We start from the raw sequence: 15,542 nt of genomic DNA on the forward strand, positions 1-15,542 counted from the left end.
ACCCCATGACAGACCCCGTGTTATCGCTGCGCGAGGCGGCTCTATCGCTGCAAGGCAATGCCGGCCCCGTCGACATACTTGAGGCGATCAGCCTCGATGTCCACCGCGGCGACACGCTGGGGCTGGTGGGGCCGTCGGGCTCCGGCAAATCCTCGCTGCTGATGCTGATGGGCGGGCTGGAACGCGCCACCGGCGGCACGGTCACGGCCTTGGGGCACGACCTGACGACCATGTCCGAGGATGCGCTGGCCCGCCTGCGCCGCGACCATATCGGCGTCGTGTTCCAGTCCTTCCACCTCATCCCCACCATGACCGCGCTGGAAAACGTCGCCACCCCGCTGGAACTCGCCGGTGCGCCTGACGCCTTCGCCCGCGCCGAGGAGGAACTGACCGCCGTGGGCCTCGGCAAACGCCTGAACCACTATCCCTCGCAGCTTTCAGGCGGGGAACAACAGCGCGTCGCACTCGCCCGCGCCGCCGCACCGCGCCCCGATATCCTCCTGGCGGACGAGCCTACCGGCAACCTCGACAGCACCACAGGCACCGCCATCATCGACCTTCTGTTCGGGCTACAGGAGCGCCACGGCGCCACGCTGGTCCTCGTCACGCACGATCCCAGCCTCGCCGACCGCTGCGCCCGCGTGGCCGAGTTGAGCGACGGCCATCTGTCCGAACGCCAGCCCCCCAAGGCCCGGACCGCATGAAATTCCGTCTCGCCGCACGCCTTGCGGGCCGCGAATTGCGCGGCGGCCTGCACGGCTTCCGCATTTTCCTGGCCTGCGTGATCCTCGGCGTCGCGGCCATCGCCGCCGTCGGCACCGTGCGTGAAAGCATCGCCGAAGGCTTGGCACAGGAAGGCGCCACGCTCCTCGGCGGCGACGCCGAGATCGAACTGACCTATCGCTTCGCCACCCCCGAAGAACGCGCCTGGATGGACACCACCGCCACGCAGGTCTCCGAAATCGCCGATTTCCGCTCCATGGCCGTCATGGGCGAGGAACGCAGCCTAACGCAGGTCAAGGCTGTCGGCAGCGCCTATCCCCTTGTCGGCACGGTAGAACTCTCCCCCGACATCCCTCTGGACCAGGCGCTGGCCGATGACGGCCTCGTCATGCACCCCACCCTCGCCGACCGCCTGGGTGCCGCCCCCGGCGACACCGTCACGCTGGGCTCCAAATCCTTCACCCTCCGCGCCCTCATAGAACGCGAACCCGACAGCCGCACCGGCGGCTTCGGCCTCGGCCCCCGCACCATCGTCCTGCGCAGCGCGCTGGACGGCGCGGGGTTGTTGGAACCCGGCACGCTCTTTTCCTCGCATTACCGCCTCGACCTGCCCCCCGGTACCGATCTCGACGCCACGCGGGCGGACGCCGAAGCGGCCCTCGAAGGCAGCGGTATGCGCTGGTCCGACGCCCGCAACGGCGCGCCGGGCGTGGCCGAATTCGTCGAGCGTCTCGGCGCGTTCCTGATCCTCGTGGGCCTGTCCGGTCTCGCGGTCGGCGGCGTCGGCATCTCCGCCGCGCTCCGCGCTTACCTCTCGGGCAAGACGCAGACCATAGCGATCCTGCGCAGCCTCGGCGCGGACCAACCCACGATCTTCCTTACCTACCTGATGCAGGTCGCCGTGCTGGGCGTTCTTGGCATCACCCTTGGCCTTGCTCTGGGCGTGGGCCTGCCCGTGCTGCTGTCGCCCATCATCACCGCGCAACTGCCCGTTCCGGCGGTCTTTGCGCCATATCCGGGACCGATGGCCGAGGCCGCGATCTACAGCGCCCTCAGCATCCTCATCTTCACCCTCTGGCCGCTGGCCCAGGCCCGCGATATCCGTCCCGCAGCCCTCTACCGCGATGCCGACACCTCCGGCACGATCCCCGGCGCCCCCTTCATCCTGACCACCGCCGCCCTCGTCGCCTCCCTCGTCTGGGTCGCCTCCTGGTTCTCGGGCAATTCAACCCTCACCTACTGGACCGCCGGCTCCATCGCCGCCGCCCTCGTGGTGCTGGCCCTCGCCGGTCTCGCCCTGCGCGCCGCCGCCCGCCGCCTGCGCCCGCTCGCCCGGGGCCGCACCGCGCTTGGCTGGGCGCTTGGCGCCATCGGCGGGCCGCGCAGCACCGCCAGCGCCGTGGTCCTGTCGCTCGGCCTCGGCCTGTCGGTCCTGGCCGCCGTCGGCCAGGTCGACCGCAACCTGCGCGACGCCATCACCCGCGACCTGCCCACCCGCGCGCCAAGCTTCTTCTTCGTCGACATCCAGCGCGACCAGATGTCCGACTTCTCCGCCCGGCTCGACAGCGACGACGGCGTCACCCGCGTCGACGCCGCCCCCATGCTGCGCGGCATCATCTCCGAGATCAACGGCCAGCCCGCCGCCGAGGTCGCAGGCCAGCACTGGGTCCTCCAAGGCGACCGCGGCGTCAGCTATGCCGCCGCCCTGCCCGAGCGCAGCACCCTCACCGCCGGCGACTGGTGGGGCGAGGATTACGACGGCCAGCCCCAGGTCAGCTTCGCCGCCGAAGAGGCACAGGAAATGGGCCTGCAACTCGGCGACGAGATCACCCTCAACATCCTCGGCCGCGACCTGACGGCGGAAATCACCTCCTTCCGCGAGGTCGATTTTTCCACCGCCGGCATGGGCTTCATCATGATCCTGAACGAGGCCGCCCTGGTGAACGCGCCGCACAGCTATATCGCCACGGTCTACTCCGACGCCGAGTCCGAGATCGCCATCCTCCGCGACCTCTCCCGCCAGTTCCCCAACATCACCGCCATTTCCGTCCGCGACGCCGTCTCGCGGGTCAGCGATCTGCTGGGCAGCCTCGCCTCGGCCACCGCCTGGGGGGCCGCCGCCACGCTTCTGACCGGCTTCATGGTCCTCATCGGCGCCGCCGCCGCTGACGCCCGCGCCCGCAGCTACGAGGCGGCGATCCTCAAGGTGCTCGGCGCCAGTCGCGCGCGCATCCTCTGGGGCCTGTCGCTGCGCGCCGCCCTCCTGGGCGCGGCAGCCGGCAGCGTCGCGCTTGGCGCGGGCATCGCAGGGGCCTGGGCGGTCAGCCATTACGTCATGGAAACCTCCTTCGCCGTCGCATGGCCCCCCGCCCTTGGCATCGTCGCGGGCGGCGCGCTGATCAGCCTTCTGGCTGGGCTCGCCTTTGCCCTCGGCCCCATCTCGGCCCGCCCCGCACAGGTTCTGCGCAGCCGCGAATAACCGCCCGCGCCGCCCCTGACCCGGTTGCGATCCGGCGCCCGGGGTGGCACGTCACGACCAACCCGAACCACCCCCGAGTCGAAGGAGCGTGCCCATGTCCGCAACACAGTCGGAAACCCTTCCCATCCCTGTCTCCTCGCCGCTGACCAACGCCCAGAAGGCCGCGCTCATCAACCTCGTCCGCCGCGCGGCCAAGGCCGAGATCATGCCCCGTTTCCGCAATCTCGCCAGCGCCCAGGTCACCACCAAATCCGGCCCCGAGGACCTGGTGACCGAGGCCGACCACGCCGCCGAGGCGATGCTGTCGCGCGGCCTGCAACAGATGTTCCCCCACGCCCTGATCGTGGGCGAGGAAGCCGCCAGCGCCGACCCGTCGCTGCGCGGCAAACTGGCCGAGGCGGACCTGGCCTTCATCCTTGATCCGGTCGACGGTACATGGAACTTCGTCAACGGCCTGGCCATGTTCGGCGTCATCGTCTCGGTCACCCGCTTCGGCAAGCCCGTCTACGGCCTGCTCTACGATCCCGTGATGGATGATTTCATCGCCGCCGAAGAGGACGGCCCGGCCGAAATGACCCGCGCCACCGGCCGCGCCCGCCCCGTGTCGGTCTCGCAGGGCGGCGAGGTGGACGCGCTCTCGGGCTACATGCACTACTACCTCATGGACCGTGCCGTTCAGGCGCAGCTGGCCCCGCTTCTCCCAAAATTCGGCCGCACCGGCTCGCTGCGCTGCTCCTGCCACGAATACCGGATGCTAGCCCAGGGCCACGCTGATTTCCTGCTCTCGGCCACGCTCAACCCATGGGACCACGCGGCCGGCGTGCTGATCGTTCAGTGCGCAGGCGGCGTGGTGCGCATGCTCGACGGGCGCGACTACAACGCCGGCATCGCCACCGGCTACCTGCTTGCCGCCCCCGACGAGGCCAGCTGGCAGAAGCTCCACGCGGTGCTCAACCCGCGGCTCGACCCGGCAGCCGAGCCGCCGAAAGCCGAAAAAGGCGACTGATCGGCGTCCTTTTCACCCATGAATTGAAACGTCACAATCGGGCCATTTTCCCGGAACCCGGCCCCGCGCTCGGCGTTATGTCCACACTGCATATCGATCGCATCAGCAAGCCTTCGGAACAGGCAAGACGCCGCCGCGAAACGGCCGGCGCCCTGCAAATGTACCGAATGTCCCGAGGTCAGTTTGAACCGTCTGACCGATGGCCGCGACCCACAGGTATTCGTTCCAAGGGTCATCCCGCCCGACCGAACGAGGGCCCTGCCCCTGTCCCGGGCAAGGCCCGATCATTTTAGCGAGTGATTTCAGTAGCCAAGTAAGGGCGGTCTCCCTCGGGAGGCCGCCTGATTTACGTGCTCACTCCGCCGCCTCGGCATAGGCCTCCATCGGCGGACAGGTACATATCAGGTTGCGGTCGCCATAGGCATTGTCCACCCGGTTGACCGGCGGCCAGTACTTGTCCACCCGGAACGCGCCCGGCGGGAAACAAGCCTGTTCGCGGCTATAGGGCCGGTCCCAGTCCCGCACCAGGTCCTCCATCGTGTGCGGCGCGTGTTTCAGCGGATTGTTCTCGCGGTCCATGTCGCCATCCTCGATGGCGCGGATCTCCTCGCGGATCGCCAGCATCGCATCGCAGAACCGGTCCAGCTCCGCCTTGGTCTCGCTCTCCGTCGGCTCGATCATCAGCGTGCCCGCCACCGGCCAACTCATCGTGGGCGCGTGAAACCCGCAATCCATCAGCCGCTTGGCGATGTCGTCCACCGTCACGCCCGCACTCTCGGCAAAGGGGCGCGTGTCCAGGATGCACTCATGCGCCACCCGGTCGTTGCGCCCGCGATAGAGCACGTCATACGCCCCCTCCAGCCGCTTGGCGATGTAGTTGGCGTTCAATATCGCCACCCGGGTCGCCTGCGTCAGCCCCTCGCCGCCCATCAGAAGCGTATAGGCCCAGCTGATCGGCAGGATCGAGGCCGAGCCGTAAGGCGCCGCCGACACCGGCCCCGGCCCGTCGTCCTGCCCGCGCGGATCGCCCGGCAGGTGCGGCGCAAGGTGCGCCTTCACGCCAATCGGCCCCATGCCCGGCCCGCCCCCGCCATGCGGAATGCAGAAGGTCTTGTGCAGGTTCAGGTGGCTGACATCCCCGCCCAGGTCCCCGGGCCGCGACAGCCCCACCATGGCGTTCAGGTTGGCCCCGTCGATATAGACCTGCCCCCCATGCGCGTGGGTGATCTTGCACACGTCGAGCACGGTCTCCTCGAACACGCCATGCGTGCTGGGATAGGTGATCATGCAGGCCGCCAGGCTGTCGGCATTGGCCTCCGCCTTGGCGCGGAAATCGTCCAGGTCGATATCGCCGTTGCTGTCGGATTTCACCGGCACCACCTTCCAGCCCACCATCTGCGCGCTCGCGGGGTTGGTGCCATGCGCGCTCGTGGGAATCAGGCAGACATTGCGGTGCCCCTCGCCATTGGCCGCGTGATAGGCCGCGATCGTCAACAGCCCCGCATACTCCCCCTGCGCGCCCGAATTGGGCTGCATCGACATCGCGTCATAGCCGGTGATCTCGCACAGCCTTGCACTCAGGTCGTCGATCAGCTTTCCATAGCCTTCGGCCTGGTTCTTGGGGCAGAACGGGTGCAGCCGGGCGAACTCGCGCCAGCTGATCGGCATCATCTCGGCCGCCGCGTTCAGCTTCATCGTGCACGACCCCAGCGGAATCATCGCCCGGTCCAGCGCCAGGTCCCGGTCCGCCAGCCGCCGCATGTAGCGCATCATCTCGGTCTCGGCCCGGTTCATGTGAAAGATCGGATGCTCCAGGTAGCCGCTCTGCCGGTGCATCTTTTCCGGCACACGGTACTCGGGCGTGAAATCCTCGTCCGCCTTCGCGATCCCGAAGGCGCGCCAGACCGCCTCGATATTCTTGGGCCGGGTCGCCTCGTCCAGCGTGATGCCGACACGGGTGTCGCCCACCCGGCGCAGGTTGATCCCCTCGTCGACGGCCGATTTCATCACCGCCGCCTGCAACGGACCCACATCGACCGTGATCGTGTCGAAATAGGCCTTCGGATCCACCTTGAACCCCGCCGCCTCCAGCCCCTTGGCCAGCCGCACGGTCTTGCGATGGATGCGCTGCGCGATGGCCTGCAAGCCCTTGGGGCCGTGAAACACCGCATACATCGACGCCATGACGGCCAAAAGCGCCTGCGCGGTACAGACATTCGAGGTGGCCTTCTCGCGCCGGATATGCTGCTCGCGCGTCTGCAACGACAGACGGTAGGCCCGGTTGCCATGGGCATCCACCGACACGCCCACGATCCGCCCCGGCATCGCGCGCTTATAGGCATCCCGGCATGCCATGTAGGCCGCGTGCGGCCCGCCATAGCCCATCGGAACCCCGAACCGCTGGACCGAGCCCACGGCGATATCCGCCCCCATCGCGCCGGGCTCTTTCAACAGCGTCAGCGCCAGCGGGTCCGCCGACACGATCCCGACCGCGTTCTCGGCATGCAACGCCTCCATCTGGGCCGTGAAGTCCCGCACATGCCCATAGGTCCCGGGATACTGGAAGAGCGCGCCGAAAACCTTGTCCGCCTCCAGCTTCTCCGGGTCGCCCACGATCACCTCGATCCCCAGCGGTTTGGCACGGGTCTGCACCACCGCGATATTCTGCGGGTGACAATCGCGGTCGACGAAGAACGCCCTGGCCTTCGACTTGGCCACCCGCTGCGCCGTGGTCATCGCCTCGGCACAGGCCGTCGCCTCGTCCAGCAGGGACGCATTCGCCACCTCCAGCCCCGTCAGGTCGCAGATCATGGTCTGGAAGTTCAACAGCGCCTCCAGCCGCCCCTGGCTGATCTCGGGCTGGTACGGCGTATAGGCGGTATACCACGCCGGGTTCTCCAGAATATTGCGCTGGATCGCCGGCGGCGTGACCGTGCCGTGATAGCCCTGCCCGATCAGGCTCACCAGTACCTTGTTCTGCCCCGCCACCATGCGCATCTCGTGCATCAGCTCGCGCTCGGACTTGGGCTTGCCGAAATCCAGTTTCCCGGCCTGCCGGATCGACTTGGGCACGGTCTCGTCGATCAGCTGGTCGAGGTCCTCGACTCCCAGCGCGGCATACATCTCGGCCATCTCCTCGGGCGACGGCCCGATATGGCGCCGGTTGGCGAAATCGTAGGGCAGGTAGTCTGTGGGTTCGAACGGCATGACAATCGCTCCTTGGTGTCAGACAAGAGACGGGACCGGGGCGACGCGCGCCGCCCCTGCTTCCTCTGGCCAAAAATATCCCCGCCGGAGGCACAAAAATCTTCACAAGATTTTTGCCAAAATTTTCCCAAAATTTTGCGCCCGGCGGCGTGGATCAGTCGATGAAATCCTTGTAGGCGGCTTCATCCATGTAGTCGTCCATCGGCGAGGTGTCCGACGGCTTGATCTTGAAGAACCAGCCGTCGCCCTCGGGGTCCTCGTTGACCTTGCTGGGGCTGTCGGCCAGCACCTCGTTGACCTCCACGATCTCGCCATCCAGCGGCGCCAGGATGTCCGAGGCCGCCTTGACGCTCTCGATCACCACGATCTCGTCGTCCTTGGTCACCTCCGCACCCACCTCGGGCAGTTCCACGAAAACGATATCGCCCAGTTGCTCGGCGGCGTGGCTGGTGATGCCGACCGTGACGATGTCCCCGTCCTGGTCCAGCCACTCGTGTTCTTCGGTGTATTTCATGCAAGTCTCCTGATGTTCAGCGTTTGAAATTTGCGGGCGTGAACGGCATCTCCGCCACCCGGACGGGCAGGCGCTTGCCGCGCACCTCGCCATAAAGCGTCGTTCCGGCCGAGGCGTGGCTCGCCGCGACATATCCCATCGACATCGGCGCCTCTATGCTGGGTCCGTAGGCGCCCGAGGTCACCTGCCCCACCGCCTCGCCCCCGGTCTCGCTGCCGAAAACCTGCGTGCCGGCCCGCATCGGCGCGCGCCCCTCGGGGCGCAGCCCCACGCGGCACCGCGCCACGCCGTTCTCCAGCTGGTCCAGGATCACCTCCTCGCCGGGAAATCCGCCTTCGCGCTCTCCGCCCCGGCGGCGCGCCTTCTGGATGGCCCAGCTCAGCCCCGCCTCCACCGGCGTCGTCTCCGCGTCGATATCCTGACCGTAAAGGCACAGCCCCGCCTCCAGCCGCAGACTGTCGCGCGCGCCCAGGCCCACAGGCTCCACCGCCTCGTGCAGCAAAAGCGCCCGCGCCAGCGGTTCGGCCTGCGCCTCGGGCACCGAAATCTCAAAGCCGTCCTCGCCGGTATAACCAGAGCGCGACACCCACAACTCCCCGTAATCCGAGGTGAAAATGCCGGTATCCAGGAATTTCATGATCTCGCAGCCCGCGGCGATGGGCGCCAGCGCATCGACGGCCTTCGGCCCCTGCAACGCAATCAGCGCACGGTCCGTCACCTCGACCACCTCGCAATCGGGCAAACCCTCGCGCATCCACGCGATGTCATCCGCCTTGCAGGCCGCGTTCACCACCACCAACAGGTGATCGCCCCGGTTGGTCAGCATCAGGTCGTCGCGAATGCCGCCCGCCTCATTGGTAAAGAAACCGTAGCGCTGCCGCTTCTCGCCCAGCCCCATCAGGCTCACCGGCACCAGCCGCTCCATCGCCTGCGCCGCGCCGCCATAGCCCGCCTCGTGGCGGACCAGAACCTGACCCATGTGGCTCACGTCAAAGAGCCCCGCCTTGTCCCGCGTATGCAGGTGCTCGCCCATCACGCCCAGCCCGTATTGCAGCGGCATCTCGTAGCCCGCGAACCCGGTCATCTTCGCGCCCAGCGCCTTGTGCAGGCCCGTCAGCGGCGTCTCGCGCAGATCACTCATCGGCTCTCCTTCGCATCTCGCACCGGGCGCATCTGGCTAGGCAACCGGCATCCGTTCCGCGCACCCTCGTGTCGCGTCCGATGCCCCCTCTGTCCTTTCGCCTGAGATCGCTATCCCTTCGGCGCCGCAGGATTTTCCCGCGGTCTCTCCAGAGTCGTCCATCGGCCGGTCCTTGCGCCTGAGAGTTTCCGGGGCGGTTGCTCCTTCGGCACCGGCAACGCCGGTTCTCCCGTTCCGATACTCAACGAGCGTAGTGACCGCTCCGGACCTCTGCAAGCAGAATGACGGACCAGGATCACAGTTCGGTCGTCCGCCTTGACCTTTGCCCCCGCACCTGTTGACATCAAGGCGCGAACAGAAAGGCGGTTTCCACGTGCAACCCGGATTCTTCTTCGGCTATGGCAGCCTGGTGAATCGCGGCACCCATGCTTACGAAGATGCCCACCCGGCCCAGCTTTCGGGCTGGCGTCGCGCCTGGCGCAAGACGACCCTGCGCGAGGTGGCGTATCTCACGGCCGTGCCCGACACCACCGCCCAGATCGACGGCCTCGTCGCCGGCGTGCCCGGCGCCGACTGGGCCGCGCTCGACGCGCGCGAACGCGCCTACATGCGCGTGCCGGCCCGCCACCAGGTCCGCACCCACTTGCCCGAAGACGCCGACCTGGTGGTCTTCGCCATCGAGGACGGCCAACACCAGAACCCCGACGCGGTCAGCCCGGTGCTGCTCAGCTATATCGATGTGGTGGTCCAGGGCTACCTGCATGTCTTCGGCGAAGACGGCGTAGAGCGCTTCTTCGACACGACAACCGGCTGGGACGCCCCCATCCTCGACGACCGCCGCCGCCCGCTCTACCCGCGCCACCAAAAGCTCAAGCGAAAGGAAACCGCGCTGGTGAACGACATGCTCGACCGTGTCGGCGCAAAGGTTCAGCCTGTCTCGACCTTCAGCCCGTTGCGGGACTGATCCGCACCTCGCGCGCACGCCGGCATTGCCTCGCCGGGCACGACGGCGCCCGTCCGAGAACCGCCGCCGACGCAAAGGGCGATACCGTCAGACGCGATCCCGCGCCGACCTCGCCAGAAGTGCAAATAACAGAACGGTAACGATCAGAAGTCCGATCAGTACGATGGCGCTAGACATGTCTCGATCCCAGGCAAGCGGTAGTGGCAGAACTCTCTCATGAGGTGGAATCAGGCAAGTCGACAAGCCCGCGCTCGCATAGCCACGTCGGTGTGTTGCTCAAATACGCGGCCCATCGGCAAAGAAGCACCGATCGGGCGCCAGGGTGCCTCGTTTTTTAGCCAGAATGCGGGTCCGGGCCGGGTCCGGCGCCGGGCTGATTGAACATTCCAACCGATTAACGGGGTGGAAAGGAACGCTGTGTAAGACCAGAGCCTGTCGGAAAAGGACTGGAGTTCGATCAGTGCGCCTGCGTGTCGTGATGTTTCTCGTGATTGCGCCGCTCTTTGCAGCGGTCGGATACCTGACATCGGTCGAGGTGGCCCAGAAACGTGCCGATGCCGGTCAGGCCGAAACCTCCCGCATCCTGGCGCATGAAAGCGCGATCGTGGGCGCGCTCGTGCACGAATTGCAAAAGGAACGCGGCTTTTCCGCCGGCCTCATCGCCTCCCGCGGCGCGAATTTCAGGTCCGACCTGGCGCGACAGCGCACCGACTCCGACGCGGCCATCGCCGCCTTCGCGGCAGAGGTGTCTGCCTTGCGCCGCGCACGCCCCCCCGAAATCGCCAGTGTCAACACGCGGCTGGACCAACTCGAAGACATGCGCAAGCAGGTGGATGCCTTCGGTCTTGCCGTGCCCGACATGGCCGCGTTCTACACCGAGACGATCACCCACCTGCTCGAGCTCGAACGCCCTGTGGCCGCCAGGACGACCCGGGGCGAAACCAACGCCCTGCTGGAGGCGCGCACCCTTCTCAGCGCGGCGAAAGAGGCCGCGGGGCTCGAACGCGCGATGGGCGCGACCGGCCTTGGCAGCGGCTTCAGACCGGCTGTCTTCAATCGGTACCTGCGCCTGAACGGCGCACAGGAGGCGCTTCTGACCGAAGCCGCCGGCACGCTCGAAGACCCGGAATGGCTGGCCCGGATCAGGGCGTCCGACGCATCCGCAACCATCCGATCCGCGCGCGACCGTATCCTCGCCGGGACTCGAACCCGCAATTTCGATGGTCTGACGGCGCCAGAATGGTTCGCGATTTCAACAGCCTGGATCGACCTGCTGCGCGCCGAGGAACTGAAGCTTTTCGAGGCCGTACGCGTCAAATCGGCCGAGATCGAAGCGACGGCCGATACCACGCTCAAGCGGTTTGCGATCTTCGGATCGGTCCTGGCGGTCTCGGTCCTGGCCTTCGCCGTCTTCGCCTTCGAGCGGATGATCGCGCGGATCAAGTACCTGATCTCGGTGATCAACAAGTTCACCGGCGGTGACTTCTCGGTCTATATCGACGGGATCGACAGCAAGGACGAGCTTGGCCAGATGGCCTCGGCGATCTTCCACTTCAAGCAGGAAACGATCGAGATGCGAAAGGGCGCCGAGGCGCTCAAGGCCGATCAGGAGCGGATCAAGGCCGAACAGGATCAGGTTGTCACGGCCCTCCGCGACGGGCTCAAACGCCTGTCGGACGGCGACCTGGCGCAGCGGTTCGACAATACGTTCCCGCAGGAATACGAAAGCCTCAGGCACGATTTCAACACCACCGTCTCCAGGTTGAACGACGCTCTTTGCAAGGTCGTCGACGCAACCCGGAGCATTCGCTCGGGCAGCGGCGCGCTCGAGCGGTCCTCGGGCGACCTGTCCTTCAAGGCCGAAGAGCAGGCACAGAATGTCCGCAACACCGCCGACGCGGTCAAGGAGGTCACCTCCAGCGTCCGGGCCGCCTCGCTCGGCGCGGGCGAGGTCCAGCAGACGACCCAGGCCGCGAAGAATGCGGCACTGGAAAGCGATCCGGTCGTCAGGCAGGCCGTCGACGCCATGGAAGAGATTTCCGGCTCGTCCGAGCAGATAGCCCAGATCATCGTCCTGATCGAGGACATCGCGTTCCAGACGAATCTTCTGGCCCTGAACGCGGGTGTCGAGGCGGCGCGCGCCGGCGACGCGGGCCGCGGCTTCGCGGTGGTCGCCTCGGAGGTCCGCGCCCTCGCCCAGCGTTCGACCGAGGCCGCGATGCAGATCAAGACCCTGATCGGCAACAGCTCGCTTCAGGTGAAGAACGGCGTCGAGCTGGTCAACGAGGCCGGCACCGCACTGAAGTCGATCCTCGAAAGGGTCGCGCAGATCGACAAGCTCGTCGCCGACATGGCGAAGGCGACCGAGGAACAGGCCTCGGAACTGGAAAACATCAACACCACCGTCACGCGGGTCGACAGCGTGACCCAGGAAACCGCCACCATGGCGGCCGAGGCGCGCACCACGTGCGAGGACCTCAACACCTATGCCGGCCACCTGGAACAGCTCGTCGGTCAGTTCAGACTGACGCGCGCCGAACGTAACGGCCTACCCAGCGCCGCCTGACCTTGCCGCAAAGCACCGAACGGGCGCGCCAGGCTCAGGCTCCGGACCCCGCCTGACCGCCCGCCAGGGCCGACGCGCGGCTCAGCCCTTGGCCCTGATCACCTGCAAAAGCGGCAAGACCTGGCTCATGTCCGGCCCGTGGTTCTGCCCGGTCAGCGCCTTGCGCAGCGGCATGAACAGGCCCTTGCCCTTGCGGCCGGTCTCCTCCTTCACCGCGTTCGTCCACTGACCCCAGGTGTCGCCGTCATGCGGTCCCTCGGGCAACAGCGCCAGCGCCTGGGCCACGAACTCGCGGTCCTCGTCGTTGATGACCGGCTCCGCCCCGTCGCGGAACATCACCCACCACGGCTCCAGGTCGTGCAGCGTGGTGATGTTCTCGCGCGTCACGCTCCAGAACCGCTCGGCCTGGTCCTCGGGCACGCCCAGCCCCAAGATATGCGCTTTCACATCCGCGAAATCGCGCCCCTGCAACACCCGTGCCGTCAGCGGAAAGAGGTCATTCGCATCGAACTTCGTCGGCGCAGAGCCGAAACGCGAGATGTCGAACCCCTCGATCAATTCCGCCATCTCGCTGCGCAACTCCACCGGATCGGCCGAACCCAGGCGCGCCATCAGCGACAACAGCGCCATCGGCTCCACGCCCTGCGCCCGCAGATCGCGCAAGCTCAGCGTCCCCAGCCGTTTCGACAGCGATTCCCCCTGCGGCCCGGTCAGCAGCGAATGATGCGCAAAGCTTGGCACGGTGCCGCCCAGCGCCTCGATGATCTGGATCTGCGTCGCGGTGTTGGTCACGTGGTCCGACCCGCGCACCACGTGGGTCACGCCCATTTCCGTGTCGTCCACGACCGAGGCCAGCGTATAGAGAACCTGCCCGTCGCCCCGGATCAGCACCGGGTCGCTGACACTCGCCGCATCAATCGAGATATCCCCAAGGATCCCGTCATCCCACTCGATCCGCTCATGATCCAGCTTGAACCTCCAGACGCCGTTCCCCCGCTCGGCGCGCAGCGCGTCCTTCTTTTCGTCGCTCAACGCCAGCGCCGCCCGGTCATAGACCGGCGGCTTGCCCATGTTCAGCTGTTTCTTCCGCTTCAGGTCCAGCTCGGTCGGCGTCTCGAACGCCTCGTAGAACCGTCCCATCCCGCGCAGCTTGTCGGCGGCCTCGGCATAGCGGTCCAGCCGCTCCGACTGCCGCTCGACCCGGTCCCAGGTCAGGCCCAGCCATTCCAGGTCTTGCTTGATCGCGTCCACGTATTCCTGCTTCGACCGCTCCGGGTCGGTGTCGTCGATCCGCAGGATGAACGTCCCGCCGTTCTTGCGGGCAATGAGAAAGTTCATCAGCGCGGTGCGCAGGTTGCCGATATGGATATACCCGGTGGGGGACGGCGCGAAACGGGTGGTTGTCATGGGGTGTCTCCTGTTGCCGCGCCAAATGTCACAAGGGGGGGCGCTTGTCCAGCATCACGGGCGGTCCGGCGTGCCGCAGTGGCACGACGCCTCAAATCCTTGTGAAAGGCGCGCGACACATGCGCGACTTTTCACGAATGCGCTTTATCTATCCGCTCGACAACAACAGGAGGCTTCACATGTCGACCCTTTCCCGCCGCACCTTCCTCGCCTCGGCCACCGCCCTCTCCGCCGCTCCCGCCCTGCCCGCTTGGGCCACCGCGCCGATGCTGGGCGCCGCCACGCCCCCCTTCCGCCGCTTCAAGCTGGGCGGGTTCGAGGTCACGACGCTTCTGGCGGGCGAGGCCACGCGCCCCGATCCCCACACCATCTTCGGCCTGAATGTCGAGGAAGACGAATTCAACGCCGTCTCCGAGGCCGCGATGATCCCCACCGACCAGGCGCAGTTCTTCTTCACCCCCACCGTGGTAAACACCGGGTCCGAGCTGGTGCTCTTCGACACCGGCCTGAACGCCGAGGGCACCACCGCGGCGCTCGAGGCCGCGGGCTACAGCACCGACATGATCGACACGGTCGTCATCACCCACATGCACGGCGACCATATCGGCGGGCTGATGGAGGGCGACACGCCCACCTTCGCCAACGCGGGCTATGTCACCGGATCGGCCGAGTTCGACCATTGGGCCGCCGCCGGCGACGACAATTTCGAAGCGAAAGTCCGCCCGCTGGCCGAGCAATTCACCATGATCGGCGATGGCGACGCCGGCTTTTCCGGGCATACGGCCATGGCCGCCTTCGGCCACACGCCCGGCCACATGGTCCACCTGATCGAAAGCGAGGGCGAAAGCCTGATGATCGCCGCCGATTTCGCCAACCACTACGTCTGGTCGCTGGCCCATCCCGATTGGGAGGTGAAGTTCGACATGGACAAGGCGGCGGCCGCGCAGACCCGAAAGACACTGCTCGACATGCTGGCCGCCGAGAAATTGCCCTTCATCGGCTACCACATGCCCTGGCCCGCCACCGGCTTCGTCGAGAAAACGGACAGCGGCTACGCCTACGTGCCCAGTTCCTACCAGCTGCGCCTCTGACCGCTTGCACCGCCCGGGCGCGCGGCCTAGATCACCTCCATGCCCGCGCCCGACACCTCTCTCGACTGGATGGAAGACGTGGCCCGCCGCACCGTGGCGGGCTTTCCCGATGTTTTTGCCGAGGCCGCGCGGGCCGTCGCGATCCACGTCGCTGACTGGCCCGACCGGGAGATGCTGGACAGCCTCGACATGACCGATCCGGTCGAACTGACCGGGCTTTACGACGGTATCCCGATGACGGAAAAGTCGGTCTTCGATCAGCCCACCGGCCCCGATATCGTTTGGCTCTTCCGCGAACCGATCCTGGCCGAATGGCGCGACCGGGGCGATGTCGACCTGGCCGATCTCGTGGCCCATGTGACGGTGCATGAATTCGCCCACCATTTCGGCTGGTCCGACGACGACATCGCCAGCATCGACCGCTGGTGGGAATAAGAGAACCCG

Annotated in this window: 11 protein-coding genes and 1 riboswitch; of the genes, 7 read left to right on the forward strand and 4 right to left on the reverse strand. The window is 66.8% G+C overall.

Annotation, left to right across the window (positions count from 1 at the left end):
• Window positions 1-5 precede the first annotated feature (5 nt).
• From FIU89_RS15530 to FIU89_RS15540, 3 genes are all read left to right on the forward strand, one after another.
• A complete protein-coding gene (locus tag FIU89_RS15530; RefSeq protein WP_152493438.1) occupies window positions 6-704 on the forward strand; it encodes an ABC transporter ATP-binding protein in 699 nt (232 codons plus the stop codon).
• Complete coding sequence (locus FIU89_RS15535; protein WP_152493439.1) at window positions 701-3,202, forward strand: ABC transporter permease; 2,502 nt, start codon at window positions 701-703, stop codon at window positions 3,200-3,202. Before FIU89_RS15530 ends, FIU89_RS15535 begins: the two co-directional genes overlap by 4 nt.
• A 94-nt stretch (window positions 3,203-3,296) precedes the next feature.
• Complete coding sequence (locus FIU89_RS15540; protein WP_152493440.1) at window positions 3,297-4,208, forward strand: inositol monophosphatase; 912 nt, start codon at window positions 3,297-3,299, stop codon at window positions 4,206-4,208.
• A 354-nt stretch (window positions 4,209-4,562) separates the two neighbouring features.
• On the opposite strand, the gene gcvP is transcribed toward FIU89_RS15540, so the two are convergent.
• The 3 genes from gcvP to gcvT all read right to left on the reverse strand — a co-directional run bounded on the left by gcvP (window position 4,563) and on the right by gcvT (window position 9,070).
• Window positions 4,563-7,415, reverse strand: coding sequence for an aminomethyl-transferring glycine dehydrogenase (gene gcvP, locus FIU89_RS15545; RefSeq protein WP_152493441.1), 2,853 nt, complete (start codon window positions 7,413-7,415; stop codon window positions 4,563-4,565).
• 154 nt (window positions 7,416-7,569) lie between these two features.
• A complete protein-coding gene (gene gcvH / locus FIU89_RS15550; RefSeq protein ID WP_152493442.1) occupies window positions 7,570-7,929 on the reverse strand; it encodes a glycine cleavage system protein GcvH in 360 nt (119 codons plus the stop codon).
• 16 nt (window positions 7,930-7,945) lie between these two features.
• Window positions 7,946-9,070, reverse strand: a complete 1,125-nt coding sequence (gcvT, locus tag FIU89_RS15555) for a glycine cleavage system aminomethyltransferase GcvT (protein WP_152493443.1) — start codon at window positions 9,068-9,070, stop codon at window positions 7,946-7,948.
• A 79-nt stretch (window positions 9,071-9,149) separates the two neighbouring features.
• Window positions 9,150-9,232: riboswitch (glycine riboswitch) on the reverse strand.
• A gap of 211 nt (window positions 9,233-9,443) precedes the next feature.
• Between gcvT and FIU89_RS15560 the strand changes: the two genes are divergently transcribed.
• Together FIU89_RS15560 and FIU89_RS15565 are read left to right on the forward strand one after the other, a co-directional pair.
• Window positions 9,444-10,034, forward strand: coding sequence for a gamma-glutamylcyclotransferase family protein (locus tag FIU89_RS15560; RefSeq protein ID WP_152493444.1), 591 nt, complete (start codon window positions 9,444-9,446; stop codon window positions 10,032-10,034).
• A 460-nt stretch (window positions 10,035-10,494) separates the two neighbouring features.
• Window positions 10,495-12,600 carry a methyl-accepting chemotaxis protein gene (locus tag FIU89_RS15565; RefSeq protein WP_172978140.1) on the forward strand — a complete coding sequence of 702 codons (2,106 nt, stop codon included), beginning with the start codon at window positions 10,495-10,497 and terminating at the stop codon, window positions 12,598-12,600.
• 81 nt (window positions 12,601-12,681) lie between these two features.
• On the opposite strand, the gene gltX is transcribed toward FIU89_RS15565, so the two are convergent.
• Window positions 12,682-14,007, reverse strand: coding sequence for a glutamate--tRNA ligase (gene gltX / locus FIU89_RS15570; RefSeq protein ID WP_152493446.1), 1,326 nt, complete (start codon window positions 14,005-14,007; stop codon window positions 12,682-12,684).
• A 179-nt stretch (window positions 14,008-14,186) separates the two neighbouring features.
• Here gltX and FIU89_RS15575 point away from each other — a divergent pair, with 179 nt between their 5' ends.
• Together FIU89_RS15575 and FIU89_RS15580 are read left to right on the forward strand one after the other, a co-directional pair.
• Complete coding sequence (locus tag FIU89_RS15575) at window positions 14,187-15,098, forward strand: MBL fold metallo-hydrolase (RefSeq protein ID WP_152493447.1); 912 nt, start codon at window positions 14,187-14,189, stop codon at window positions 15,096-15,098.
• Between the two features lie 39 nt (window positions 15,099-15,137).
• Complete coding sequence (locus FIU89_RS15580; protein WP_152493448.1) at window positions 15,138-15,533, forward strand: metallopeptidase family protein; 396 nt, start codon at window positions 15,138-15,140, stop codon at window positions 15,531-15,533.
• Window positions 15,534-15,542 lie beyond the last annotated feature (9 nt).

This window comes from Roseovarius sp. THAF27, assembly GCF_009363655.1.
Lineage (GTDB): Bacteria > Pseudomonadota > Alphaproteobacteria > Rhodobacterales > Rhodobacteraceae > Roseovarius.